Annotated in this window: 21 protein-coding genes; 4 read left to right on the top strand and 17 right to left on the bottom strand. The window is 39.3% G+C overall.

Going from position 1 to position 26,198, the window contains the following annotated elements; translation table 11 throughout:
- Positions 1-140: 140 nt before the first annotated feature.
- Together ACWNCI_RS14415 and ACWNCI_RS14410 are read right to left on the bottom strand one after the other, a co-directional pair.
- Complete coding sequence (locus tag ACWNCI_RS14415; RefSeq protein ID WP_449388825.1) at positions 141-1,265, bottom strand: hypothetical protein; 1,125 nt, start codon at positions 1,263-1,265, stop codon at positions 141-143.
- Between the two features lie 1,181 nt (positions 1,266-2,446).
- Positions 2,447-2,989 (bottom strand): hypothetical protein, encoded by a 543-nt coding sequence (locus ACWNCI_RS14410; protein WP_449388824.1) that lies wholly within the window; start codon positions 2,987-2,989, stop codon positions 2,447-2,449.
- A 305-nt stretch (positions 2,990-3,294) separates the two neighbouring features.
- Here ACWNCI_RS14410 and ACWNCI_RS14405 point away from each other — a divergent pair, with 305 nt between their 5' ends.
- A complete protein-coding gene (locus ACWNCI_RS14405) occupies positions 3,295-4,536 on the top strand; it encodes a tyrosine-type recombinase/integrase (RefSeq protein WP_449388823.1) in 1,242 nt (413 codons plus the stop codon).
- Between the two features lie 1,097 nt (positions 4,537-5,633).
- Here ACWNCI_RS14405 and ACWNCI_RS14400 read toward each other — a convergent pair.
- The 15 genes from ACWNCI_RS14400 to mraZ all read right to left on the bottom strand — a co-directional run bounded on the left by ACWNCI_RS14400 (position 5,634) and on the right by mraZ (position 23,737).
- Positions 5,634-6,080 carry a GatB/YqeY domain-containing protein gene (locus ACWNCI_RS14400; RefSeq protein ID WP_346983682.1) on the bottom strand — a complete coding sequence of 149 codons (447 nt, stop codon included), beginning with the start codon at positions 6,078-6,080 and terminating at the stop codon, positions 5,634-5,636.
- A 552-nt stretch (positions 6,081-6,632) separates the two neighbouring features.
- Positions 6,633-8,534 carry a cell division protein FtsZ gene (gene ftsZ, locus ACWNCI_RS14395; RefSeq protein WP_449388822.1) on the bottom strand — a complete coding sequence of 634 codons (1,902 nt, stop codon included), beginning with the start codon at positions 8,532-8,534 and terminating at the stop codon, positions 6,633-6,635.
- Between the two features lie 90 nt (positions 8,535-8,624).
- Complete coding sequence (gene ftsA / locus ACWNCI_RS14390; protein ID WP_449388821.1) at positions 8,625-10,013, bottom strand: cell division protein FtsA; 1,389 nt, start codon at positions 10,011-10,013, stop codon at positions 8,625-8,627.
- Between the two features lie 20 nt (positions 10,014-10,033).
- Positions 10,034-10,996: a cell division protein FtsQ/DivIB gene (locus ACWNCI_RS14385; protein ID WP_449388820.1), complete on the bottom strand. Its 963-nt coding sequence runs from the start codon at positions 10,994-10,996 to the stop codon at positions 10,034-10,036.
- Between the two features lie 102 nt (positions 10,997-11,098).
- Complete coding sequence (murC, locus tag ACWNCI_RS14380) at positions 11,099-12,457, bottom strand: UDP-N-acetylmuramate--L-alanine ligase (RefSeq protein ID WP_449388819.1); 1,359 nt, start codon at positions 12,455-12,457, stop codon at positions 11,099-11,101.
- A 10-nt stretch (positions 12,458-12,467) separates the two neighbouring features.
- Positions 12,468-13,118 (bottom strand): hypothetical protein, encoded by a 651-nt coding sequence (locus ACWNCI_RS14375; protein ID WP_449388818.1) that lies wholly within the window; start codon positions 13,116-13,118, stop codon positions 12,468-12,470.
- A 9-nt stretch (positions 13,119-13,127) separates the two neighbouring features.
- Complete coding sequence (murG, locus tag ACWNCI_RS14370) at positions 13,128-14,279, bottom strand: undecaprenyldiphospho-muramoylpentapeptide beta-N-acetylglucosaminyltransferase (RefSeq protein ID WP_449388817.1); 1,152 nt, start codon at positions 14,277-14,279, stop codon at positions 13,128-13,130.
- 99 nt (positions 14,280-14,378) lie between these two features.
- The gene (locus ACWNCI_RS14365) at positions 14,379-15,617 is read right to left on the bottom strand and encodes an FtsW/RodA/SpoVE family cell cycle protein (RefSeq protein WP_346983687.1); all 1,239 of its coding nucleotides are present in this window, start codon (positions 15,615-15,617) and stop codon (positions 14,379-14,381) included.
- A 48-nt stretch (positions 15,618-15,665) separates the two neighbouring features.
- The gene (murD, locus tag ACWNCI_RS14360; RefSeq protein ID WP_449388816.1) at positions 15,666-16,997 is read right to left on the bottom strand and encodes a UDP-N-acetylmuramoyl-L-alanine--D-glutamate ligase; all 1,332 of its coding nucleotides are present in this window, start codon (positions 16,995-16,997) and stop codon (positions 15,666-15,668) included.
- A gap of 42 nt (positions 16,998-17,039) precedes the next feature.
- A complete protein-coding gene (gene mraY, locus ACWNCI_RS14355; RefSeq protein WP_346983688.1) occupies positions 17,040-18,281 on the bottom strand; it encodes a phospho-N-acetylmuramoyl-pentapeptide-transferase in 1,242 nt (413 codons plus the stop codon).
- 83 nt (positions 18,282-18,364) lie between these two features.
- Positions 18,365-19,825: a UDP-N-acetylmuramoyl-L-alanyl-D-glutamate--2,6-diaminopimelate ligase gene (locus ACWNCI_RS14350; RefSeq protein WP_449388815.1), complete on the bottom strand. Its 1,461-nt coding sequence runs from the start codon at positions 19,823-19,825 to the stop codon at positions 18,365-18,367.
- Positions 19,826-19,914: 89 nt separating this feature from the next.
- Positions 19,915-21,906, bottom strand: coding sequence for a penicillin-binding transpeptidase domain-containing protein (locus tag ACWNCI_RS14345; protein WP_346983690.1), 1,992 nt, complete (start codon positions 21,904-21,906; stop codon positions 19,915-19,917).
- Positions 21,890-22,255, bottom strand: a complete 366-nt coding sequence (locus ACWNCI_RS14340) for an FtsL-like putative cell division protein (RefSeq protein ID WP_346983691.1) — start codon at positions 22,253-22,255, stop codon at positions 21,890-21,892. The genes ACWNCI_RS14345 and ACWNCI_RS14340 overlap by 17 nt, the downstream gene beginning before the upstream one ends.
- A gap of 88 nt (positions 22,256-22,343) precedes the next feature.
- Positions 22,344-23,237, bottom strand: a complete 894-nt coding sequence (gene rsmH, locus ACWNCI_RS14335; RefSeq protein WP_449388814.1) for a 16S rRNA (cytosine(1402)-N(4))-methyltransferase RsmH — start codon at positions 23,235-23,237, stop codon at positions 22,344-22,346.
- A 41-nt stretch (positions 23,238-23,278) separates the two neighbouring features.
- Entirely contained in the window at positions 23,279-23,737 is a 459-nt protein-coding gene (gene mraZ / locus ACWNCI_RS14330) for a division/cell wall cluster transcriptional repressor MraZ (RefSeq protein WP_449388813.1), read from the bottom strand.
- Between the two features lie 273 nt (positions 23,738-24,010).
- Here mraZ and ACWNCI_RS14325 point away from each other — a divergent pair, with 273 nt between their 5' ends.
- From ACWNCI_RS14325 to ACWNCI_RS14315, 3 genes are all read left to right on the top strand, one after another.
- A complete protein-coding gene (locus ACWNCI_RS14325) occupies positions 24,011-24,772 on the top strand; it encodes an alpha/beta fold hydrolase (RefSeq protein ID WP_346983694.1) in 762 nt (253 codons plus the stop codon).
- A 64-nt stretch (positions 24,773-24,836) separates the two neighbouring features.
- On the top strand, positions 24,837-25,460 hold the full coding sequence (gene yihA / locus ACWNCI_RS14320; protein WP_346983695.1) for a ribosome biogenesis GTP-binding protein YihA/YsxC: 624 nt from the start codon (positions 24,837-24,839) through the stop codon (positions 25,458-25,460).
- Entirely contained in the window at positions 25,453-25,908 is a 456-nt protein-coding gene (locus ACWNCI_RS14315; RefSeq protein WP_449388812.1) for a GNAT family N-acetyltransferase, read from the top strand. Before yihA ends, ACWNCI_RS14315 begins: the two co-directional genes overlap by 8 nt.
- Positions 25,909-26,198: the final 290 nt, after the last annotated feature.

The raw sequence follows: 26,198 nt of genomic DNA, 5'->3' as shown, positions 1-26,198 counted from the left end.
TTAAATGGTTGTTAAATTTATTATTAGACATTAATTGTTGTTATAAGATGGGCTGGCGCTAGCGTCTCGCTCGTGGCCCGACACCCTCTCTGAATCTTTAAAACTAGCACGAGCGAGACACTCGTGCCAGCGGGTTAATTTTAATTTGAAACCTTCATAATTGTCATAGATGGATTTTTCCAATAATAAGCAGTGGCGTTACAACCACTACATCCCTGACTTGTTAGTTTTATTGTATCTCCTGTATTAAATGGTAAAGTAATTGTACCTCCATTGTAATTATCAACTGCAACATTATTAAATGTAGTCATAGAATAATAAGTACTTCCGTTTACCAATATAAAAATAGATCCATTGTTATTTCCGCTTGCGTTAGCAGCAGCAGTTAACATCGCACTAATTTGATAATAACCCGAACTAGGAACTGTATATGTACTGGATGAACTATTATAATTGCCATCATTAAAAGAAACATTAGAAAGGCTAAGTGTTGAGTAAGCCCCTGGTGAGGTTGTGACAGTTGTTGAATTTCCTTTAGTAGCGAGCTTTAAAGTAGGAATAAAAGCTGTAGAAGAATTTGAAGCTAATTTGCTCCATAATGGAGATGCAGACGTTCCACTGTTATAATATATGCCAGCTCCGTCACTTAATAATGTATTAGTATTATAAATTAGTAACCCTGCGGCAGGTGATGCAATTGTTGAGGAATCTGTGGTACTGTTTAAGGCTATCCTTGAAATTAACAATCCTTTATTAGTAGATGTAACATCTAAAGCTGCACTGGCATCTGGGCTGCTTGTGCCTATTCCTATCTGACCGTTATCTTTGACTACAAAGTCCGCTCCTGCTGCTCTGGCTGTACCGTCTGCTTTTGTTCCCAACTTTACCAGACCATTAGTCGTATCATTGATCCAGGCATCATTGGTGGTATCACCTGCCGCCGCGCCGTTCATTTTCTGCCATGCACTTCCATCAAAATAATAATATCCCGGAGCCGTAATACTGGCTGTCGCGCCTGCGGGAGCCGAATCGGCAGCAGATGCGTACAAGATGAGTCCTTTCTGTGCTGTCCCATAGACAGATGCTGCGGTTGCGGTACGGATATCACTTCCAGATAATTGCGGGATAATGAGCCCTTCTGGTTTGGTTCCGTTGGTTTTGGCAGTGATGTCAAGGGTTGCTTTTGGGGAAGTGTTATTGATCCCCACTTGGGCAAATGCTGTGGTGCTGAAGAGCAGAACAGCGGTTGTAATTAATTGTTTCATTGTTTTGTATTTATGTTTGTTGTTATATTATTAAAGACTAATTGGTTTGGGCTTCGACAGGCTCAGCCTGACACCGTGAACACTAAGTACACTAAGATTTTTTTATCTATGATGCGTTTTTTAGTTTCACAAAGGCGTTGCACTTATAAGAGTCCACTGAGGTTTTAGAGTTGGAGGGTCGGAGGGTTTTAGAGTTTGAGGGTGGGAGAGTCCTGGTGGCTGAGGTGACTCGAAGCCACTATTTCCCCTCTCAAACCCTCCCATATTCCCCTCCAACCCTAAAACGCTCCCACTCTCAAACACTCCGACACAATGATGGCTTCGACAGGCTCGTCACTTCGAGTAGATTTTGAAAAAATCGTATCGAGAAGTTTGTGAGTTTGAGGATAAATTCACTCCCGATACATTTTTTCTTCACCTTGTTACGAAAAAACACTCGAATTGACGGCCCTCCGACCCTAAAACGCTCCCACTCTCAAACCCTCCGACTTAATAATAGCTTCGACAGGCTCGTCACTTCGAGTAGATTTTGAAGAAATCGTATCGAGAAGTTTGTGAGTTTGAGGGTCAATTTAATTCTCGATACATTTTTTCTTCACTTTGTTACGAAAAAACACTCGAATTGACGGCCCTCCGACCCTAAAACACTCCCACTCTCAAACCCTCCGACTCAATGATGGCTTCGACAGGCTCGTCACTTCGAGTAGATTTTGAAAAAATCGTATCGAGAAGTTTGTGAGTTTGAGGGTCAATTTAATTCTCGATACATTTTTTCTTCACTTCGTTACGAAAAAACACTCGAATTGACGGCCCTCCAACCCTAAAATTCACCCTCACTAAAAACCTCCGTCACTTCGAGTAGATTTTGAAGAAATCGTATCGAGAAGTTTATGAGTTTGAGAATAAATTTCATTCCCGATATATTTTTTCTTCACCTTGTTACGAAAAAACACTCAAATTGATGAAACACGCATGGCACTAATAGTTGAACACTAATTCCACTAATGTTATGTGATTTTCTTTGCTGAAATCCCTACGGGATGACAAACAGAGTGGATAGTGAATGACCATTTGCTGCGCAGGAAAATCAAAGATTTTCATGAACTGATGTGTTTCTTTTTGTTTTCAAAGTTGTAACGTTACTTCTTATGTGATTGATGTGTTAAAAAAACTCTTGTGCCTTATGATTGAATCACAGGTGGAGGGCGGCCGAAATGATTGATCGTGATAGGTTTTAGCTGAAAAAGGTAGAACGTGTTATGAATATGTTTTTCCTGATCCCTTCTTGCGCTTATCAATAGAATAAAAGATGATGGTATTGTTTTTTGCTGCAGCTTCAGGAGAGGAGTTCCCAGGACGGCCAGTGAAGAAAGGCTTCCGGGGGTACTGAAGTGGTGCGTGTTTTCAGAAGGAATATAACGGAAAGAAGGATTTCTTTTACTTTCTGCAGAAGGTCCGGAAGCTAATTTTTTTGAAGAAGCTTTTATCACCTTAGGTTGGGGAGCTACTGCCTGGCTGTTTGTTGATAGCTGCGGGCGTGGAGTGTCTGTAATGGTAAGGGTAACCGGCTGTTCGGTGTACAGGTAGGAGCCTTCGGAAATAAAGAGATCGGCGGATGAACAAGGAAACTGAGAGGATATTGACACCGGAATAAGCAGTACCGCAAAGGACAAAATCCTCAGGAATACGCGCAGAGAGTTGGGTGTCAGGGAATAAATCATCATTTTTAGTTTTATCGAGGGAGTGTTTTAAAAAGTAGTCCAGCCTAGACTACTTTTCTACATTAATGAAGTGTTACAAAGACTTAATGCTAAATTCTATGTAAAAATCAGGTGTATTAATTTGAGGGTTTCTCAAGCAGTCTTTACATTGCTTAAAAACTAATCAACTAAAAAACAATTCGTTATTTATTTGGAAGTAAAAATAATTTGTTTACATTTGTCCGGAAAAGTAGTCTAGGCTGGACTACTTTTTTATGTTAAATTAGGGGTCAAAAAAAAACTTTTTAAAAAACCTATAATTTAACACTATGGAAATTCAGTATTTCCTCCCTGCCAAGGGGGAATCGGCCGATCTGCGTGTTGTGGTTCGCGACGCAGAGGGCAAAGTTCATTTTCGCTTCAGAACCTATCTCAGGATAGACCCTCATGAATGGGATAGCGACAGGCAAAGGCCCATCAACATCTACCTGAAAAGAAACAAAATGATCAATCACAAGCTTGATAATATCCGGATGTGTCTCCTGGATATTCTTAGCATCAAAAGAAAAAGACCGGTTTCGCACCGAAGGCTCGCGAGAATCGTCAAAGACCTCAGCCTGGAAAAGGAGCATGTGTACACCCCTGATACTTTCATGAGCTATATGCACGAGTATATTGCTTCACGAAGAGCGCTGATATGCCATTCTACCTACAAGAGGTATATGGTGTTTTTTCGTCTTATGGGGCGTTTCCAGGGAAAACTTTGCCGAAGGCTTCAGGTCAATGAGATCAACTACGAGTTTGTACGCGAATTCATCGATTTCGGAAAACAAGAAAGGTACAGCGAAAATACCATCTACCGAAGCATCCACTTTGTAAAGACCATTCTTAATTATTTAGAGCGGCAAGGAATGAGAACGAAAGTCCGCGAGCTGGATATCCGCAGGGATGGCCTTCGCCGTGAAATGATCACCTTCTCAGACGATGAGATCAGGAGTATTGAGGAGTGTGAGGTTCCGGATGAGCTGCTATCGGCGAAAAAGTGGCTGCTGATCAGCTGCTATACCGGTCAGAGGGTTTCCGATTTTATGAAGTTCACCAGCGAAAAGCTGATCGAGGTGAAAGGGATCACATGTGTCTCTTTTATGCAGAAGAAAACCAGAAAAGAAATTACCCTGCCCATGCACCCCGCCGTCGTTGAGATTATCAGGGAAAATGGTGGCGAATTCCCTGAAGAGATAAGAGATGCAGTCTACAACAGACAGATCAAGGAGATCGCCAGGCTGGCAGGATTGCACAACAAAGTGAAGGCGAAAAAAAGGGTGTTTCACAGGCTGGCAACAGTGATCAAAGAGAAATGGGAGCTGATTACCAGCCACATCGGGAGACGGAGCTTTGCCACGAACTTCTACGGAAAGATCCCAACTTCTCTGTTGATGGAAGCAACAGGACATTCTACGGAACAGATGTTCCTAAGGTATATCAACCCAATGGATAATTCAAAGGTTGTTTCGCTGAGTGGCTATTTTGATCAGGCATATGAGATGAGTAAAGGACCAGTATTAATGTAAAGTATGAGAAGATAACAGTATGAGAAGAATTTTAGCGTAAGAGTATTTGAAGAAGAGCGTAATGTAGAGGAACTCATGGACAGTGATCTTAAGGATGATTGCAGTGCTGTTGAGGGACAGCAATGCAGGAAATAATAAAGGAACTGTATAATGTGGAAGGGTTTTGAAGTCGGAAAATAGAAAAATCGGAACATCTTAGCGCCTGAGAGCGGGATGGGAGTTTCATTAGTAGTAGTTTTGTAGTGTTTTGAAAGGAGAGCGATGATGTGGAGGTCTCATGAGCAGTGATCTTATAGGATGACGGCAGTGCTGTTGAGGGACAGTAATGCAGAGAATGCTAAAAGGCCTGTATATAATGGGGAAGGGTTTTGGAGTTGGAGTATTTGAGGGTAGCGTGTTGAAAGGAGAGCGATGATGTGGAGTTCTCATGAACAGTGATCTTATAGGATGACGGCAGTGCTGTTGAGGGACAGCAATGCGGGAAATAATAAAGGAACTGTATATAATGTGGAAGGGTTTTGAAGTCGGAAAATAAAAAAATAGAAACGTCTTAGCGTTTGAGAGCGAAGGGGAATTTCAGAGTGGAGTGTTTTAAAGGAAAGCGATGATTTGGAGGTCTCATGAGCAGGGATCTTATAGGATGAAAGCAGTGCTGTTGAGGGACGGCAATGCAGGAATGCTAAAAGGCCTGTATATAATGTGGAAGGCTATTGGAATAGATATGGATCTTATAGAGTGAAGGCAGTGCTGTTGAGGGACGGCATCCAAGAATACTAAAAGATCTGTATATTCTGTATATAAAGCTGATTTTATGATGGTTATTAGAGGGTATCATCAATAAAAAAGCTTATATTTGAAAAGATTCTGAAATCACTACCATGAAAAGATTTCCCTCTCAGAACTAAGACAACGTTCAGTTCCCCGGAACTGAACATTAACTAAGGATAAAAGTAAGCCCGGAACTGATAAGGTTCCGGGCTTCTTTAATCAAATCGATATGCAAAGGTTGAATATCCTTATAAAATAGTTGATGGGTTTTTGATTAATAGTTGATTGTTTTAAGGACTATCAACAAGCAACAGTCAACCAACAACTAATTAGGAGAGCAGTCTCTTTGCCGTCTCGGAAATACTCTTTCCGTCGGATTTACCGGCTAAAGATTTTGAAGCTGCTGCCATTACTTTACCCAGATCTTTTATCGATCCGGCTCCTGTTTCGGCAATAATGTTTTTTATCGCAGCTTCCAGCTCTTCTGCAGAGAGCTGCTTGGGAAGGAACTGCTCTATGATTTTCATCTGGGCTTCCTCCACTTCTGCCAGGTCATTTCTTCCCTGCGCAGTAAACTGATCGTAAGAATCCTTACGCTGCTTTACCATTCTCTGAAGAATGGCGATCTCCTGCTCCTCGGTCACTTCTGCGTCCCGGGCTTCCGTTTTCAGAAGTAATATCTGCGACTTTACAGCACGAAGAGAATCCAAAGCCACTCTGTCTTTAGCTCTCATCGCTGTTTTTATCGCTTCGCTTATGGTATTTTCTAAACTCATCTTAATTAATTTAACAATGTATCAATGTAACAGTTTACCAATGAGTGCTTCGACAAGCTCAGCATCACAGTTATATATTGTTACGTTGGGACATTTTTTCGCTGTTACACTATTTTTAATTTAACAATGTATCAATGTAACAGTTTGCCAATAAATGCTTCGACAAGCTCAGCATCACAGTTATATATTGTTACGTTGGTACATTTTTTCACTGTTCCCTATTTTAATTTAACAATGTATCAATGTAACAGTTTACCAATGAATGCTTCGACAAGCTCAGCATCACAGTTATATATTGTTACGTTGGTACACTTTTTCGCTTTTACACTATTTTTAATTTAACAATGTATCAATGTAACAGTTTACCAATAATTGCTTCGACAAGCTCAGCATCATAGTTATATATTGTTACGTTGGTACACTTTTTCGCTGTTACACTATTTTTAATTTAACAATGTATCAATGTAACAGTTTGCCAATAAATGCTTCGACAAGCTCAGCACCAGAGTTATATATTGTTACGTTGGTACATTTTTACATTGGTATATTGATTTAATCTACATCTTTATTCAAAAACCTGTTTTCTCTGATCTGCATGTTTCCGTTGTTGTCAGACAGATAGGTGTTGATGTTCTGGTCTGAAGCGTTGGATCCGTCAATAGAGATATTCTTTCTTTTGAAGGCAGGAACAGACTCAAACTCGCTGGTGCTGTCGAAGCTCTGGTAGCGTGAATTGAATTCCTTCAGCTTGTTTCTTCTTTCCATTACTCTCTCCTGATCTACAGTTTTATTCACAAACGTGAACTCTTCTTCCGAAGGCTTCGGAGCTTCCGTTTCCGATTTAGTTTCCACTACCGGCTCTTCTTTCAGATGCTGAAAGAAATGCTCTACCTTCTGAAGAGGCTCTTGCGTAAGCTGGTTTACTTCGCTTGCAGCGGTGAATTCAGCTTTTGGCTGTCCGGAGTCAGACTTCGGCTCGCTATTCTTCGGCTCATTCACAAAAAAGCTGAATTCTACAGACTTCTCTTCAAAATAAGAAGATGTGGAAGATCCTGTGGTCTGCTGTTCTTCTTTTTTATGGTCGAAATCAAACTTGAAAGATTCTATTTCAAGGTCGTTGGCATCTTCCTGTTCTTCATCCAGTGAAAACAGGCTGAATGATTCTTCTTCCTCTTCGTTTCTCCAGCTTTGTTCCGGTGTATGTAATGTATCTTCTTCTCTGTCAGTGAATTTTATTTCGGTTCTGGCAGGTTCTTCTTCAATGGTCATTTTTTTTTCAGGGGACGATCCGAAGAATGGCGCATCATTGTCTTCATCATCCAGTCTGAAAAGGTTTTTCCCCCCGAAATCATAGCCCTGCTCAGGCACTTCTTCTCTCTCCTGTCTTGTTTTAAAAGGAGATTCTTTCGGTGAATCGAAGCTGTCATTGAGGCTGATCTTGATCTTCTCTGTAGGCCCGGAAAACTTTTTATTGTCGTTTGAGAAACCTGTAGCAATTACAAGAACGCTTACAGAATCGCCAAGCTCTTCATCAGAACCCACCCCGAAAATAATATCGGCTGTGTGTCCGGCTTCTTTCTGGATATGATCCATGATCACCCCGATTTCGTCCATCGTTACCTCTTCCGCGCCACTTCTGATCAGCAAAAGCACGTTTTTGGCTCCGGTAATCTTGTTATCGTTCAGCAATGGGGAATCCAGTGCTTTTCTTACGGCTTCTTCGGCTTTATTTTCCCCTGAAGCTACCCCTGTAGACATTAATGCCGTTCCCGAGTTCTGAAGCACAGATTTAGCATCTCTAAAGTCAATGTTTACATCGAAGTAACCGGTAATTACTTCAGCCATTCCTTTGGCAGCATTAGTCAACACTTCATCGGCCTTTGAGAATCCCTGTTTGAAACCAAGGTTTCCGAATTGCTGTCTCAGCTTATCATTATTAATAACAATAAGAGAGTCTACGTTGTTTCTTAATTTATCTAGTCCGTTTTCCGCCTGCTCCAGTCTTCTTTTTCCTTCAAAGCTGAAAGGAACGGTAACGATCCCTACCGTAAGGATTCCCATATCTTTTGCGACTTTGGCAATAACAGGAGCCGCACCGGTTCCAGTACCACCACCCATTCCGGCAGTGATGAAGACCATTTTGGTATTTTGCCCCATTGCCGCTTTGATATCCTCGATGCTTTCGATAGCAGATTTTTCTCCTACTTCAGGGTCTGCCCCCGCACCAAGACCTTCGGTAATGGTAGTTCCCAGCTGCACTTTGTTGGCAACCGGGTTATTATCCAATGTCTGGGCATCTGTGTTGCAGATCACGAAATCTACCCCGTGAATTCCTTTTTCGTACATGTGCTTCAGGGCATTGTTTCCACCGCCTCCTACACCGATTACTTTTATTATTGATGAATTTCCTTTTGGCAAATCAAACGAAAACCCCTGTGTCCCTAAATTTTCCATAACTATACTTTTTATAATTATAATTGATAATTGATTGATGATAATTGATAAGGAAAGTCATTTATCGCTTATCACTTCATCATTTATAATTTACTCTACTTCTTCAAAGAATTTTTTTACTTTTTCCATTAGCGTCTGTCCGAACGTCAGTTTCGCTGCTTTTTTAGCCTGCTGCTCGCTTACTGTCTGTTCCTGCCGGGCAGCTTCTGTCTGCTGCAGTGGTTCATTTACTGTATCGGCTGCGGGAACGTGAGCATCTGCTTTTACTTCTGCCTGTTCCTGAACGGTCTCCTGAATGTCAGCATGCTGCTTTTTGTCCCTGATCTTTAAACTCTCCATCAGCAACCCAATGGAAGTCGCGAATTCAGGTCCTTTAAGATACTGATTTTTATCGTTCGCTATATATTCATTGGCAAAACCTATTCTGCTGTCGAAGCCTGTGGTATAATTGGCCAGCTGTCGCAGATGCTTCAGATTGGAACCACCTCCTGTAAGCACGATTCCGGCGATCAGCTTTTTCTTCTGCTCGAATGCGCCGTACGCTTTTAATTCGGTATTCACCATTTCCAGAATTTCTTCCACTCTCGCATTGATAATCTGAGCAAGTGTTTTCAGAGAAATCTCCTTGTCCGGTCTGCCGTGAAGTCCGGGGATCGTTACGTACGTACTGTCTTTTTCCAGCTCGGGAACCGCAGATCCGAATTTTACCTTCAGCTGCTCCGCATGTTTTTCAATGATCGAACAGCCTTCTTTAATATCTTCCGTAATAATTCCGCCACCGTAAGGAATTACACAGGTGTGGCGAATAATATTGTCTTTAAAAATAGCGATATCTGTTGTTCCGCCACCGATGTCTACGATGGCTACCCCCGCTTCTTTTTCTTCTTTCGTTAATACGGCTTCCGAAGACGCTAAAGGTTCCAGCGTAAGAGCTTCCATTTCGAGTCCTGCTTCACGGACACATCTTGCAATGTTGCGGATGCTTCCCATCTGGCCTACGACAACGTGGAAGTTGGCTTCCAGACGTTTTCCGTGCATGCCGACAGGCTCCTGGATTTCTCCTTCGGAGTCTACCTTATATTCCTGAGGAAGTACATGGATAATTTCTTCACCGGGAAGCATGACCAGCTTCTTGACCTGATCTTTCAATGCTTCAATGTCATCATCTGTGATGAATTTGTCCGGATGTTCACGCATAATATAATCGGAGTGCTGCAGCGAACGGATGTGTTTTCCTGCAATACCTACCGTTACTTTACGGATAGGCACTCCTGCGCTGGACTGTGCCTCAGACACAGCAGCCTTGATTGAATTAATGGTCTGTGAAATATTATTCACAATACCTTTGTGAACACCAAGACTCTTAGCCTTCCCTACACCGAGAACTTCTATTTTCCCGTGTGCATTCCTCCTTCCGACAATCGCGACGATTTTCGTCGTCCCGATGTCCAGACCTACTGAATACTCTTGATTTTCCATTGTTTATATCGATTTGATTTTTATTCTATTTTAACTTTTGCCTTTGTTTTCGGCTTTGCTGCCGTTGGTTTCTTCTCTGTTTTTTTTGTTTCTTTCGGCTTGGTTACTGTTTTTGGTTTTACTGAAGAGGGGGTTAGTTTTTTCGTTGTCTTTTTTATCTCAGCCGGCTTTGGCTTATCGTTGGGTTTTTTCACCGGAACAATGGAAGCTTTAGCCAGTTCTTTATTTCTTACATTCAGAATACTGTCGTTTTCTTTAAAATAAGGATTCAAAGTCGTTACGATCTGATTCTGGTATTTTACAGACACCATATTGTACTTTTCAGGATCCTGATACACCAGATATTTTTCCACGAAAGTTTTAAAGCCTTTTACCTTAAATTCAATATTATCAAGATCCCCGATTTCCACTTTATAGTTTCCTTCGCTGGTCAGCAGGTTATAATCGCCATTGTCCTTCGATATTCCGATAAAATATTTCTTGCTGAAATCATCTTTATCAATTTTCTCAACCAGCTCAGCCAATTTCTTATATTCATCTTTCTGGACATCTCCCGTCACCAGCATACAAGGATGGGAATATGTTTTAGAGATCGGAAATTCAACTCCTTTTTCATCTACATAAAAGTCTCTGCCGTTTTTATTCAGCCTGAAAACAGGTACTCTTTGCTTGATATCCAGATTCAGTTTTCCATTCAGATTCAAATAAACATTGGCACTGTCGACCGCAGGAAGGGCATTGATCTTTTTTTCCAGCGCAGGAATATTCAAGTCGCCCACTTTCCCGGAAGGGTTTTCTTTCTTTACAATCTCCCTGATGTCTTTTTCGTCAATAAAATAAACCGGCGTTTTCTCGCTCATCTTTACAGAAATCTTATTGTCCGTAATCTTCTGCCCACTGAATTTCTTCAGTGAAAAGCTCAGCAGAAACCCAAGAAGAATTACTGTGACGGCAATTTTTAATATTCTGTATTTATTTTTCATTCTTTAATTTTTTAACGCTATGCTCGCAAGGTTTTGTTTCTATTGTTATCTGTTACTTTTTTGTCATATATAAATTCCGTTGCGCTCGTTGCGTTTATTAAATTAATATTTACTCATCCACTCACAAATAGGATCATACAGCGTATCAATATTCCCTGCGCCTACCGTCAGAAGGATGTCAAATTCTTTTTCTTTTATCTTATTGAAAGCATCGCTTAATGTTGAGACTTCCTTTTTATTCAAGGTCACTTTTTCCAGTAACCAATCTGAAGTAATGCCTTCAAAGTTTTCCTGAAGCTCTCTTGCAGGATAAATATCAAGCAGGATCAATTCATCGGCCTGACTCAGGCTTTCTGCAAAACCGTCAACAAAATCTCTCGTTCTGCTGAAAAGGTGCGGCTGGAAAACCACCAACAGTTTCTTTTCCGGGTAAAAAGTCCGGATCGAGCTCATTACCGCATTAATTTCTGTCGGGTGATGAGCGTAATCGTCGATGTAAATTTTACCGTTATCATATCTGTGTTTGGTATATCTTCTTTTAATACCTTTAAAATTGGCTATTGCCTTTTTAAGAGTTTCAAAGCTTACTCCTAACTTGTGGAGAATCGCCAAGGCAGCGGTTGCATTTTCCACATTGTGAATTCCGGGAATTTCCCACGCAAAGTCTTTTACCGTTTCTTCAGGAGTATGAAAATCAAAATAGATCGTATCATTCTCCATGCGCAGGTTATCGGAATAATAATCTGCCTCCTCGTTTACAGCATAGGTAAGATGAGGTCTTCCGATGTCAATTCCTTTTCTTACAAAAAGCTGTTTGTCTTCCGGAACCAATGCGGCAAACTGTCTGAATCCTTCTTCAATAGTATTTTTATCTCCATAAATATCGAGATGATCGGCATCAATCGATGTGATTACGGCCCAGTCAGGGGATAGATTCAGGAAACTTCGGTCATATTCATCTGCCTCAACTACAGAATACTGTGTCCCATTATAAAGGAAATTCGATTTAAAATTCTCAGAAATTCCTCCAAGGAAACAGGAAAACGGCAAATCTGCTTCTTTACATAAATGCGAAACCAATGTAGAAGTTGTTGTTTTTCCATGAGTTCCGGCAACGGCGATACAATCTGTATTTTCTGTAATTAAGCCTAAAACTTTTGCCCGTTTGAGAACTTCAAACTGATGTTCATTAAAGTAATCTAAAATCCTAAGCTTTTTAATAGCCGGCGTATAGATTACCAATGTATTTTCCTTTTGAAGAGGCGTGATTTTTTCGGCAATTATATCCTCAAAAACAATATCAATTCCTTCGTTCATCAGAGCCTGTGTAAGCTTGGTGTTGGTTTTATCATACCCCGACACTTTTTTGCCCGAAGCATGGAAATACCGTGCCAGAGCACTCATCCCGATACCTCCGATACCCACGAAGTAAAAATTCTGATATGTTTCTAAATTGTTCATTTTATATCTGTTAATTAAAAAGCCTAAATCCGATCCACACAAAAAATGCTATTGCAGAGATGATAAGGATATTTTGGCCATGACTCCTGTCGTTTCTGTTGAACCCATAAATTCTGTCTCCGTTTGGCAAAGCTTTTTTATAATACATTAAATAACCACCGATGAATACTCCCAAGAATCCACCTAAGAAGGCGGATATATATCCAATGATTATCAGCCATACAGGACTTTCTTCTTGTACTGAGAGACTTTCAATTCTCTGTTTGTTTATAACATTTAAGAGTTCGGGATTAATTTCTTTCCCTCTTTCTTTTAATATTTTTTGAGCAAGCAAATAGTCAAACTTGTTCCATTCATCTTTTTTGGTCACAATTTCTATGAGTTCTTCATCGGGATAATCAAAGAGATGATAGGTTTCTTCTACATTTTCAAGATCATTTTTTACGAGGTCTTCTTCAATTTTTTCAACCTCAATAAAATCATCTTTCTTAATTTTTAATTCATATTGTTTTGTATTGATATCTCCTCCGAAGCTTGAATCTAATTTCGAAGAGTTATCCGTAAGCTCATACACGAAGTAATTCTCTTCCAGAATTTTTGCCAATTCTAAAGCATCATCTTTATAAATGAATTTTCTATATACTGAAAGTTCGTTTGACATCTACTATACTTATATCAATTTTAAAATCTCGTCTACAATCTCTTTTGCTGCGTTTGGCTTCGCAAAATATCTGAGATTGCCGGACATTTCTTTTCTCAATTCTTCACTTTCGCAGATCTCTGAAAGGGTATTCCAGAATTTTTCCTGTATTTCAGAGTCCTTTACCATTCTTGCAGCATTTTTTTCTACCAGGTTCATCGCATTTTTAGTCTGGTGATCTTCCGCTGCAAAAGGAAATGGAACCAATAACACCGGTTTCTGTGCTACTGCCAGTTCTGAAATGGCAATGGCTCCCGCTCTTGAAACAATAACATCTGCTGCGGAATAAGCGGTTTCCATATCTTTGATGAATTCTTTTATTTGTATCTGGTTGCTGGTTGCTGGTTGTTGGTTATTTCCATCAACTGACAACTGAAACCCATCAACAATTTCTTTATAGTCCAGTTTTCCCGTCTGCCAGATCAGCTGATAGCTTTTTTCCTTTAGGTTTTCCAGATTTTCTTTCCAGGCATTGTTTAATGTTCTTGAACCTAAAGATCCGCCGACAGATAAAATGGTCAGTTTATCTTTATCAAGACCCATTTTTTCTTTTGCCTGAACAATATCCTGCATTCCGGAAACAATAGTTGAACGAATGGGATTACCCAGAAACTTTATTTTTTCAGCCGGGAAGCCTTCTACTTTGGGATAAGCGGTAAACACGGCTTTTGCTTTTTTACTTAAAATTTTATTCGTTACGCCTGCGTGTGCATTCTGCTCCTGAATAAAAATCGGAATCCCCAGTTTACTGGCTTCATACAGAGCCGGCCCGCTGGCAAAACCACCTGTGCCTATAGCCAAATCAGGGGCGAAGTTTTTAATGATCTTTTTGGACTTGGATAAACTTTTTAAAATCTTAAAAGGCAACCCTAAATTGGAAAGGATATTTCCGCGGTTGATTCCGGCAATATCGATTCCTTGTATTTTGTACCCGGCCTGCGGAACTTTTTCCATTTCCATTTTGCCGTTGGCACCAATGAACAAAAACTCGGCCTTAGGAAATCTCTTTTTGATTTCGTCTGCAATAGCAATTGCCGGGAAGATATGTCCTCCTGTACCTCCTCCGGATAATAATACGCGGATGTTTTTTGGCTTTTGACTATTGGCTGATTGATTGTCCATTTTTATTTTATTTAATCAAATTTTATATGATTCGTTTTATTTTTGACAGGATTGCATCATATCCTTATTTATGTCGTCCCTTCGGGACTCTCTGTTGCTTTAAGCAATGTCATTTATTTCTGCAATACTTTGCCTTTTGCCCAATCCTTCCTCATCATAAATCTGTATTCTTGAGCTGATATTTAGAATGATTCCCAGCTGTAAATAGGTGACGAGCATGGATGTTCCTCCGTAGCTGATCAATGGCAATGGTTGACCAGTCACCGGAATCAGATTAATGGCCACCGCAATATTTACGGAAAGTTGCACAAAGATCATCACCCCGAGGCTGAGCACGAGCAACGATCCGAAGAAAGCCGGCATCTTGCTGGCGATCATCACGATCCTGATCATCATAATGAGATACAGACTGATGAGAAAAGCCGCTCCTATAAGTCCGTATTCTTCAACAATCACTGCGAAAATAAAGTCGGAGGCAGATTGTGGCAGCATTTGCTTTAATGCACTTTTTCCGGGTCCCATTCCGGTAATTCCGCCATGGACAATAGCCGCTTTGGCCTGCATCACCTGGTAGTTTTTGGCTTTCACACTTTCATCGTCAACATCTGCTGTTTTGGCTTTGCTTGAGGTAAATGTTTCGATACGGCTCATCCAGGTGTGTACCCGGTTTCCTCCGATAAGGTTGGTGTTTAAAGCAACAATTAAAAACAAAACAATAGCGATAAATGATACAGAGATAAATCCTGCAATATATTTCCAGTGCAGCTGCCCGATAATCAAAACAATGACAGAGACCATTAAAATCATTAATGCCGTAGATCCGTTGTCTTTTGCAACGAGTACAAAAACCAGCAGAATAGGCCCGAATATGTACATAATATTCTCAATCGGAAGCCTTTCTCTTGTGATCTTTTTGGTTAAATACCTGCAGAGATAAATAATCAGCATCAGGAAAGCAAATGAAGATGGCTGAAAGGATATCGGTGTTCCGGGGATTTTTAGCCATCTGGAAGCACTTGCCCCATCGATGGTCTGGCCGGTAAACATAGTGACAACCAACAGAATAATCATGAGCCCAAGCAGGATGCTGCTGAGCTTGCCGATGTATTCATATTTCACCATTCCTACTACTCTCATGATCGCAAGACCTAAGACCACAAAGAACATATGCTTAATCACGTGACCTGTTGTAGTCCCGTTATTCACAATATATTCCAGATTTGAGCTTGCAGAATAGACCGGGAAAATAGAGAAAATGGAGATCACAAGAATGACCATCCAAAGTACTTTATCGCCCTTCAGGAATTCAAATCTGTTTTCTGTGTCTTGTTCGTTCATAATATCCTCACCCCAACCCTCTCCAAGGGAGAGGGAGTTTTTGGGACTCTATTTATTTTTTAATACTTGCTGTTTAAACTGTTTTCCTCTGTCTTCATAGCTTTTAAATAAATCAAAGCTTGCACAGCATGGGGAGAGCAAAACAGTATCTCCTTTCTGAGCCAGAGATTTTGAGATCTTTACCGCCTCTTCCATGCTTGAAGTGTCGTAAATAAACTCTTTCTTATTTTTAAAGAAGCTTATAATTTTTTCATTATCAATACCTAAGCAAACAATTGCTTTTACTTTTCTTTTAACTAAATCTTCAATTTCGGTATAGTCATTTCCTTTGTCTATTCCGCCCACGATCCAAACGGTTGGGTTTTTCATGCTTTCCAAGGCATAATAGGTGGCGTTGACATTGGTTGCTTTGCTGTCGTTGATGTATTTCACCCCTTCAAGTTCTGTGACAAACTCCAGCCTGTGTTCAACCGCCTGAAAAGTCATTAATGAATTTCTTATGCTTTCATTATTGATTTCCAATATCTTACCGGCAATTGACGCTGCCAGGCTGTTGGCAACATTATGATTTCCCAGGAGCGACAATTCTTCAATTTTCATGGAGAATTCATCTTTGATCTTCACCACAATACGGTCTTCATCTACAAAACCTCCTTCGTTGAGTCTTTCTTTGGTGGAAAAAGGAATCATTTTCGCTTTAATTTCCAGCTTTTCAAGAATATTCTTGCTCATTTCATCATCTTTGTTGTAGATAAAGAAATTATCATTTTCTTGGTTTTCAGCTATTCTGAATTTCGCCAAAGCATATTCTTCATAATTGTAATTGTACTGATCCAGATGATCCTGTGACAAATTCAGTAATAAAGAGATGTATGGTCTGAAATTCTGAATATCATCGAGTTGGAAAGAGCTGACTTCCAATACGTAATATTCATGATTTTCATCGGCAACCTGCTTGGCAAAGCTGTAACCGATATTTCCGCCTAAACCTACATTCAATCCATCGTTTTTCAGGATATAGTAGATCAGAGACGTGGTCGTTGTTTTTCCATTACTTCCTGTGATGGCAATAATTTTGGCATCTGTAAATTCCGAAGCAAATTCAATTTCAGAAGAAAGCCTGATTCCTTTATCATGAATCTTATAGATGATCTCCGCTTTTTTGGGAATTCCCGGGCTTTTGACAATCCAGTCTGCATTCAGGATTCTTTCTTCGTTATGGTTTTCTTCTTCAAATTCAATTTCATTTTCAGTAAGAAACTGCTTATAGTGATCTTTAATAGCACCTTTGTCTGAAAGAAAAACCTCCAGACCTTGTTTTTTAGCCAAATAAGCAGCACCGCAACCGCTTTCTCCTCCTCCTAAAACAACTATTTTCATACTTTTTTGCTTTATGCTGTAAGCCTGATGCTTACTGCCGGTTTATCTCATCTTCAATGTAATGAGACATACAATTGCTAACATTACCCCTATAATGATCATCCTGTTTACGATTTTACTTTCGTGGAAACCGCCTTTCTGATAATGATGATGCAGAGGTGACATTCTGAATAATCTATTGTTCTGGGCGTATTCCAGCCCGTATTTTCTTTTTCTGTATTTGAAAACAATAACCTGTAGCATCACGGAAATGTTTTCTATCAAAAAGATTCCGCACAGTATGGGAATCATCAATTCTTTTCTTAAAATAATAGCTAAAACAGCGATTACGCCTCCCAGCATCAAGCTTCCGGTATCTCCCATAAAAACTTGTGCAGGATAGGTATTGTACCAGAAAAAACCAATCACAGCTCCTACCATAGCCACCACGAAGATGGTGGTTTCACCCATATTCGGAAGGAACATAATATTCAGATAATCAGCGAAAATAATGTTTCCCGAAAGGTACGCGAACAGCCCGAGCGTAAGTAAAATAACTGTGCTGGTTCCCGCGGCAAGTCCGTCGATTCCGTCTGTAATATTGGCACCGTTGGATACTGCCGTTACAATAAAAATGACAATCGGAATGAATACTATCCATGCCCATTCGTGAGCATCTTTATCATTCATCCAGAAAAGCATTCCGCTGTAATCGAATTCATTATTTTTGGCAAAAGGCACTGTAGAAACAGCAATTTTTTCTGTAGGCATGAAATTCTGCTCTACATTGTTGCGGTTTACCACTTTGGCATCTGCATATTTTCTTTTAACTGTAATATCAGGGTGGAAATACATTGTAACTCCGACAATTAGCCCTAATCCTACCTGTCCTACGATTTTAAATTTACCACTCAGACCGTCTTTATTTTTTTTGATTTTCTTCAGATAATCATCCAGAAAACCGATAGCACCCATCCACAGCACGGAGACAATGAGAAGAACGATATAAATATTTGTGATTCTTGTGAACAATAAAACCGGGATAAGGGTTGCCAAAATGATGATAAGACCTCCCATTGTAGGAGTTCCTTCTTTTTGCTTCTGCCCATCCAGTCCAAGATCGCGCACCAGCTCACCCATCTGCTTTGCTCTCAGATAATTGATGATTCTTTTCCCATAAATAAGTGCAATGGTCAAAGAAAACAGAACCGCCATTCCTGCACGGAAAGAGATGTATTTTAACAATCCAAGTCCGGGAACATGGATGCCGTGGTCGGTCAGATATTCGTATAGATAGTATAGCATTTTTTCAAATTTTAATAAATGATAAATGATGATTGATGAATGATAAAATCAATTAACATTTATCAATTATCGATTATAAATTTTTATTTGCTCATTAATTTCCAAAGCTCATTAATCGTTTCTTTGTCATCAAAATGATGTTTTATACCATTGATTTCCTGATAGTTTTCATGCCCTTTTCCGGCTACAAGCACGATGTCTTTTGGCTCGGCAAATTTTATGGCCATTTTTATCGCTTCTCTTCTGTCGGGAATTGAAGTGTATTTGCTGAAATTCTGCGGTTCAACGCCTGCTTCAATCTCTTTAATAATAGCTGCTGGATCTTCCGTTCTAGGGTTGTCTGAAGTGATAATGGCCAATGTTGATTTTTTCGTGGCAATATTTCCCATTTCAGGCCTTTTTGAGTGATCTCTGTCGCCTCCGCAACCGAATACTGTGATCAGTCTTTCGTTTTTCGTTCTGATATCATTAATGCTGTCCAGGATATTTTCCAGGGCGTCAGGAGTGTGGGCATAATCTACAATAAAAAAGATTCCACCGTCTGATTTGAACGTCTCAAATCTCCCCGAAACTCTTTTCAACTGGCTGATCGCCTGAAGAATTTCATCCTGTTCAAAGCCCAGCTCAGAAGCAATTCCGAAAACAAGCAATAAATTATAAACATTGAATTTTCCTGTCAGTGTAGTCCAGAATTCTTTTCCATTGAAATTCAGCAGCATTCCGTTAAAATCTACCTCAAGTAATCTTCCGTGATAGTCTGCCATTGTTTTTAAGGCATAAGACCTTTTCGTAGCTTTTGTATTCTGAAGCATTACGTTTCCGTTTTTATCATCAATATTGGTGATCGCAACAGATTCGGCATCAAGTCCATCAAAAAATCTTTTCTTTGTTTTTAAATATTCATCAAAAGTTTTGTGATAATCCAGATGATCATGAGTAAGATTGGTAAAACCAGCGATTTTAAAATGAAGTCCTTCAATTCTGTTTTGGGCAATCCCGTGGGAACTGACTTCCATAAAAGCAAATTCACATCCTTCTTCAACGGCCTGAGCCAAAATTTTATTGATGGTAATAACATCAGGAGTCGTATGCGTTGCCGGAATTACTTGATCTGCAATTCTAATCTCCACTGTAGAAAGCAAAGCCGAGTCATAACCTAAATTTTTAAAAATATCAAAAAGCAGCGTAGAAACAGAAGTCTTTCCGTTGGTTCCTGTAACACCGATTAGTTTTAATTTTTCTGAAGGATTTCCGTAAAAATTAGAAGCCAGCTGACCTAAAGCTTTAGAAGAATCTTTTACTTTAACATAGGTGACATTTTCATCTATATTTTCAGGAAATTCTTCACAAACAATCGCTTTTGCGCCTCTCTCAACAGAAGATGCAATAAATGAATGCCCATCCACAACCGTGCCTCTCATTGCGATATACAATGAGTTTTCCGTAACCTTTCTGCTGTCGAATACCAATTCTGAAACTTCACAACTATCATCACCGTGAATTTCTAAAACTGGAATTCTCTTTAATAATTCATTTAACTGCATGTATACTGATGCTTTATATTCTTAAAATATTTTCTTTTTTAATAGGATTTTATCCTATTCTGTTTTAAATCGTCCCTTCGGGACTCTCTTTAATTCTGCAGAGACAAATAAATTCTCTGATTTTTACTAATCATGGTGCCTTCCAGCGGAAATTGCTCTTTAATTCTTCCCACGCCTTTAAAGTCAACACGATATCCTAAATTTTCCAACTGTGGGATTACGTTTTTACCGATAAGTCCTACAACATTGGGCATTTGTTTATTATTGACGGCGACTTTTACATTAGGTTCAACCATTTTATTAAGGTTTACCTTTTTGTCGACCAGCATTTCTCTTTCGATATTCTGAGGTGTTTTCAGAAAGGTTTTTCCTGCAATCTCTTTAAATACCGGTGCAGCAACGGTTGCTCCATAAAATCCTTTTGCCGTATTAGGCTCGCTGATCATTACATAACACGTATATTTCGGATTATCTGCCGGGTAGAATCCTGCAAATGATGCGCGGTATTTCATTGGACCCGGAAGCCAGTATTCAAATCTTGCCGTTCCTGTCTTTCCTGCCATTTTCAAATTGGGAGTGAAAATACTTTTTGCCGTTCCTTTTTCCACAGCTTTCGTCAAAGCATGAGTCATCATACTGATGGCCTTTTCGGATGCCATTTTATTAACCATTACTTCAGGGTTTGCGGTGTACATTACTTTTCCGTCTTTCATGATTTTATCGATGAAAAGGGGTTTCAGCATTTTACCTTTGTTGGCAACACCGTTATAAAACGTGGCCAATTGTAACAGGTTAATATTTGACGAATATCCGTAGGCAATTGATGCCAGCGTTGCGGCGTTCCATCTTTTGTTTTCGGGTGTTACAATTTTAGGTTTTGTGATTCCCGGCAACTCAATATCCATTTTATCAAACAATTTCCACCGTCTTAAATGGTCAAGAAAAATCTGTGGTTTTTCTGCATAGTATTTTGTAATCAGCTTGGCCGAACCAACGTTGCTTGATTTGGCCAGAACATCACTGATGTCATACGTTCCTCCACCGTGGCCATCGGAAATTCTTTGTTTTGCATACACCCAGACTCCGTTACCGACATCTACCGTTGTATTTTCATCGATGAAACCATCATCCATAGCTGCAAGAAGCGAAATGGTTTTAAAAGTAGAACCGGGTTCAATATTGTCTTTTAAAGCATAATTGTAGGAATCTACATAGTCACCGTTGTCATCTCTTCTTAAGTTGACCATGGCGCGGACTTTACCTGTTTCAACCTCCATTACGATCACCGTTCCGTGTTTTGCTTCGAAATTGATAAGCTGTTTTTGTAAAGCTGAATGCGCAATGTCTTGAATTCTAAGGTCTAAAGTCGTATAAACATCCTCGCCATCCACAGGTTCCTGAACTTTCCAGAAATCGATGGGCTTCCATTGAGAGGAGTTGATTCTTTGTTCAAGTCTTTTGCCGTCGGTTCCTCTTAAATATTTTGAGAAAGCGCCTTCAAGACCGGCAGTGTGTACGCCGTCATCCATCCCGATCGTTCCTGCACCTATCTCAGAAGTGGCAAGCTCTCTCTTGTAATTTCTGTCGACGATGAAACCTCCTTTATTTTTGCCCTTTTTAAAGATCGGGAATTTTCTGATTCTGTCGTACTGATCAAAATCGAGACCTTTTACCAACGTATAATATTGGTTTTTCTTTTTTCTCTGCTCGTCAAATTTTTTCCTGAATTCGCCTCTTGGCTTTCCGAACATTTTACTTAAAGAATCCGTCAATGCACCAATATTATTCGTGTAAATGGTATCCTTCATTGTTTTAAAATCAAGATAAATATCGTAACGCATGACAGTCGTTGCGAGAATGGAGCCATCCGAAGCAAATAGATTTCCACGAGCTGCTTTAAGAGTAGCTTCGCGATAATTCTTATTAATGTAATCGTCTTTAATTTCCTGGACGTTGGTATTCTGAAGAATGACGATCCTCGCTAAGAACATGACAAACACGCACAAAGCTACCACTGCAAAGAGGTAGCCCCAACGTAATGTTTTCTTACGCTTGTTATCGTATTCATTTTGTTTTTGCATCCGTACTATCCAGTTTTATGAGCAATTTATGAGGGTGGCTTTCCAAGGTCATTAACGAATCCCGGGCAACCTCTTTCCCCAATTCCGATTCCATTTTTACTTTGATAAGCTTACTTTGTGCGTAAGCGTTTCTTGATTTATACTCTTCCGTTTCTTCCTTTAAGGCATTAACGATTTTGATCTTCTTATTCACCAGATGGTTACTGTAAATCATCGCCATCATTAAAATAAACAACAGCAGAAAATACCTGTAATGTATTTTGATCTCATCACGATTCAGGAAGTTTCCTTTTATAATGTCTATAAAAGTGAGTTTCTTCTGAGGACGATATGTTGTTCTTTTTGCCAATGTTATGTCAATTTGCTAAGCAGTGAAGTCATTTCATTGTCAATTGTCAATTTTAAAAATTCACTATTGACAATTCACTCATTCACTTTTAAACTTTTATTCCTGTTCTCATTTTTGCGCTTCTGGCCCTTGAGTTTTCTTCAATTTCCCTGTCATCGGGAATGATTGCTTTGCTCTTCACTAATTCAAACGCTTTTTTATAATTTCCGTAAATGTCTCTTTCGGGTTCGCCTTCAAACATTCCGTTCTTTAAAAATCTTTTAACCAGCCTGTCTTCCAGAGAATGATAAGAAATTACGACGAGTCTGCCTTCCGGCTTTAATACTCTGTAGGCCTGAACCAACATTTCTTTCAGCACTTCCAGCTCCTGATTTACTTCAATTCTGATGGCCTGAAACAGCTGTGCATAAAATTTATTCACTTTGTGTGGCGGAATATAGCTGAACATTTTCTTCAGATCTTCCGTTGTTTCTATGCTTTTTGTTTTCCGGTGATGAACGATATCTCTTGCCAGTTTTCTTGCTTCTCTCAATTCACCGTAATGGTAAAATATATCGGCCAGTTCACTTTCTTCATATTCATTGATCACCCTTTTGGCATCAAGATTCTGCATCACGTTCATTCTCATGTCCAGCGGTGCATTACTTCTTGTTGAAAAGCCTCTGTCTGCCTCATCAAACTGGTGGGATGAAACTCCCAGATCAGCCAGGATACCGTCAACCTGAGAAATACCATACATCAGCAATGAGTTTTCCAGAAACCTGAAATTCTGATTGATTAATGTAAATCTCGGATCATCAATTGTATTTTTCAGTGCATCCAGATCCTGATCAAAACTGTAAAGTTTTCCTTTATCAGAGAGTCTGCTCAATATTTCTCTTGAATGGCCGCCGCCGCCAAAAGTACAGTCCACGTATGTTCCGTCTGGATTCGTCACCAAATCATCAACACTTTGCTTCAACAAAACGGGGTTATGATACATGTTTAAGTTGTGTTTTTAGCTTTAATTAATAATCAGCTTTGTTATTCTTCATCGAAAGCGCCCATCACATCTTCGGTGAGGCTTGCAAAATCTTCTTCGTTAATGGAAATCACTTTTTCATAAGCATCCTTATCCCAAATCTCGAAAAGTTCTCCTGCACTGGTAATTACAATATCCTTCTGAAGATCAGCAAAAGTCATAAGATCTTTCGAAATCTGAAGTCTTCCCGCATTGTCCAGCTCTACTGTTTTTACACCTGCCGTAAACATTCTAATGAAATCAGCATTCTTTTTAATGAATCTGTTTAGTTTATTAATTTTGCCCATCACTTTATCCCAGGCATTCATGGGATAAACCTCCAGGCAGGATTGGAACACGGATCTCTTAACTACAAACGCTTTGTCGTCGAAGTTTTCCATTTGTTTAATCAAAGAAGAAGGTAGCTTTAAGCGCCCTTTATCATCGATTTTACACTCATATGTTCCAATGAAATTTTTCATTTGGGACAAATTTATATAATAATTTCCAAAAGTTCCCACTTTTTCCCACTTTTTGCCTTAATGTTGATAAGTTTTATTAAAGATTGAATTCCAGCTATATAATAAACTGGTATGTAGATTGTTGTATCGATTGTTATTCAAGCCATAGCAAAGTGTTTAAGAAAAAAAGCTTTAAAAAAGAGTTTGGTATATTATTTTTATTTTAAATTAGGCTTATCAAAATATTTTTGAGGTTTAATTTGTATTTTTGCAAGGCTTTATTAAAGGCATTATATGATATTCAGTACAAAAAAAGAAAAGAAATATACCTTCGTTGAGGCGGGAGAAGGACATCCATTGGTGCTGCTGCACGGTTTAATGGGTGGGTTGAGTAATTTCGATAAGATGGTGGATTTTTTTTCAGACAGAGGATTCAAAGTATATGTTCCTCAGTTGCCAATCTACGATTTGCCGGTACTCAATACCAATCTTACAACGATAGCAAAATATATCGCCAAGTTTATAGAAACTCATATAGATGCGCCTGTAACCATTGTAGGAAACTCAATGGGAGGTCATATCGGGTTGATTTTAACGTTGGCAAGACCAGATCTTATCAAAAATCTTGTTCTTACAGGAAGTTCCGGTTTATATGAAAGAACGTTCGGGGATAGTTTTCCGAGAAAGAATGACCGTTCCTATATCAGAAAGAAAACGGAAGAGGTTTTTTACGATCCGAAGATTGCAACGGAAGACCTTGTAGATGAGGTTTTTTCGGTAGTCAATGACAGAATGAAAGGAATTAAAACCGTCATGCTGGCAAGAAGTGCTATTAAACATAATATGCTTCATGATCTGCCGAAGATTTTGACGCCCACCTGCCTGATCTGGGGAAGACAGGATAATGTGACGCCCCCTGAAGTTGCGGAGGATATGCACAAGTTTATTCCGAATTCAGATCTGTTCTGGATTGAAAAATGCGGTCATGCAGCGATGATGGAAAAGCCAGATGAATTCAATGAAATTCTGTACAGCTGGTTAAAAGATAAAGTCTAAATTAAAAATACAGATAAACCATTAAGAACTTCTTAATGGTTTATTTTTCTAAAAATATTTCAAAATGGTTATTAAAACAGCAAACTTCGTAAAGAGTAGCGGAAAATGGCAGGATTGCCCGGAGCCCAATATTCCCGAATATGCTTTCATAGGGAGATCCAACGTGGGAAAATCTTCATTGATCAATGCAATGATGAACCATAAGGATCTTGCTAAAACTTCGCAGACACCCGGGAAAACACAGCTTATCAATCATTTTTTGATCAATGAAAGCTGGTACCTAACGGATTTACCGGGATATGGCTATGCCAAAGTTTCAAAGTCAATAAGGAAAGATTTTGAAAAGCTGATTACCAATTACATACTTAACAGAAAAAATCTCGTTAATCTTTTTGTTCTCGTAGATTCCCGCCACAAACCCCAGACGATTGATATGGAATTTATTCAGTGGTGTGGCGAAAGCGGAGTTCCTTTTTCCATTGTTTTCACCAAAGTGGATAAGCTGAAGCCTAATGTCGCTATAAAAAATGTTGAAGATTATAAAGCTGAGCTTCACAAAACATGGGAAGATCTTCCTGAAATCTACGTTACGTCTGCGGAGAAAAAAGAAGGCTGTGACGAAATTCTTAACTTTATCCAGAAGACCAACGAATTTTTGGCTAATAATAATGTAAGCTTCGATGAATAACATTCTCTGGAAAATTAAAACATTCGACGAGTTTACCGTTCTCGAATTATACAATGTTCTAAAAGCAAGAATAGATGTTTTTGTGGTAGAGCAAAACTGTCCGTATCCGGATCTTGACGATTATGACCAGAAAGCATTTCATATTTGGGCGGAACAAAACGGCGAAGTCCTTGCCAACTGCCGTATTTTTGATAAAGGAATTAAATATCCCGAAGCCTCCATCGGAAGGGTTCTTACCACAGAAAAGGCAAGAGGAAAAAAACTCGGGAAACAGTTGATACAATATGCTCTTGATACTATCGAAGCACGTTTTCACACCTCTGAAGTAAGGATTTCTGCTCAGGATTATTTATTGAATTTTTACGGAGAATTCGGTTTTGAAGACACCGGCAAAAAATATCTTGAAGACGATATTCCACATACGGAAATGTTTTACAGGAAAAAATAATAAAAGGCTTTCAGATTGATGAAAGCCTTTTCAATTTACATATTAGGCTTCTTACAAAATAAATATGACATCCTCCAAAGTGTATAAGGCATCCTCCGGAGTATATAAGGTTTTGGCAAAAGTATATAAGGTATGTTCCAAAGTAAATAAGCCTTTGTCTCAACCTGATAAGGCGTTGGTAAAAATAAATATGGCTTCGCTAAAGTATATAAGGCATTGGCCAGAATAAATAAAGCATTGTTCGGATTAAAAGAACAGTGTTTTTAGATAAAACAGTGCTGTCCCATATT

The sequence above is a fragment of the Chryseobacterium lineare genome, assembly GCF_977014045.1.
Note: the sequence above shows the minus strand (reverse complement) of the source record. Positions and strands in the feature narration are given on the sequence as shown.

Bases quoted from the DNA above. Each gene is read 5' to 3' on its own strand.
- mraZ (WP_449388813.1), bottom strand. From the start codon at position 23,737: ATGAAAAATTTCATTGGAACATATGAGTGTAAAATCGATGATAAAGGG.
- ftsZ (WP_449388822.1), bottom strand. From the start codon at position 8,534: ATGGAAAATTTAGGGACACAGGGGTTTTCGTTTGATTTGCCAAAAGGA.
- ACWNCI_RS14365 (WP_346983687.1), bottom strand. From the start codon at position 15,617: ATGAACGAACAAGACACAGAAAACAGATTTGAATTCCTGAAGGGCGAT.
- ACWNCI_RS14315 (WP_449388812.1), top strand. From the start codon at position 25,453: ATGAATAACATTCTCTGGAAAATTAAAACATTCGACGAGTTTACCGTT.
- ACWNCI_RS14385 (WP_449388820.1), bottom strand. From the start codon at position 10,996: ATGAAAAATAAATACAGAATATTAAAAATTGCCGTCACAGTAATTCTT.
- ACWNCI_RS14345 (WP_346983690.1), bottom strand. From the start codon at position 21,906: ATGCAAAAACAAAATGAATACGATAACAAGCGTAAGAAAACATTACGT.
- ACWNCI_RS14375 (WP_449388818.1), bottom strand. From the start codon at position 13,118: ATGTCAAACGAACTTTCAGTATATAGAAAATTCATTTATAAAGATGAT.
- rsmH (WP_449388814.1), bottom strand. From the start codon at position 23,237: ATGTATCATAACCCCGTTTTGTTGAAGCAAAGTGTTGATGATTTGGTG.
- ACWNCI_RS14400 (WP_346983682.1), bottom strand. From the start codon at position 6,080: ATGAGTTTAGAAAATACCATAAGCGAAGCGATAAAAACAGCGATGAGA.
- ftsA (WP_449388821.1), bottom strand. From the start codon at position 10,013: ATGGAAAATCAAGAGTATTCAGTAGGTCTGGACATCGGGACGACGAAA.
- ACWNCI_RS14350 (WP_449388815.1), bottom strand. From the start codon at position 19,825: ATGCAGTTAAATGAATTATTAAAGAGAATTCCAGTTTTAGAAATTCAC.
- mraY (WP_346983688.1), bottom strand. From the start codon at position 18,281: ATGCTATACTATCTATACGAATATCTGACCGACCACGGCATCCATGTT.
- ACWNCI_RS14410 (WP_449388824.1), bottom strand. From the start codon at position 2,989: ATGATGATTTATTCCCTGACACCCAACTCTCTGCGCGTATTCCTGAGG.
- murG (WP_449388817.1), bottom strand. From the start codon at position 14,279: ATGGACAATCAATCAGCCAATAGTCAAAAGCCAAAAAACATCCGCGTA.
- murC (WP_449388819.1), bottom strand. From the start codon at position 12,457: ATGAACAATTTAGAAACATATCAGAATTTTTACTTCGTGGGTATCGGA.
- ACWNCI_RS14325 (WP_346983694.1), top strand. From the start codon at position 24,011: ATGATATTCAGTACAAAAAAAGAAAAGAAATATACCTTCGTTGAGGCG.
- yihA (WP_346983695.1), top strand. From the start codon at position 24,837: ATGGTTATTAAAACAGCAAACTTCGTAAAGAGTAGCGGAAAATGGCAG.
- ACWNCI_RS14415 (WP_449388825.1), bottom strand. From the start codon at position 1,265: ATGAAACAATTAATTACAACCGCTGTTCTGCTCTTCAGCACCACAGCA.
- ACWNCI_RS14405 (WP_449388823.1), top strand. From the start codon at position 3,295: ATGGAAATTCAGTATTTCCTCCCTGCCAAGGGGGAATCGGCCGATCTG.
- murD (WP_449388816.1), bottom strand. From the start codon at position 16,997: ATGAAAATAGTTGTTTTAGGAGGAGGAGAAAGCGGTTGCGGTGCTGCT.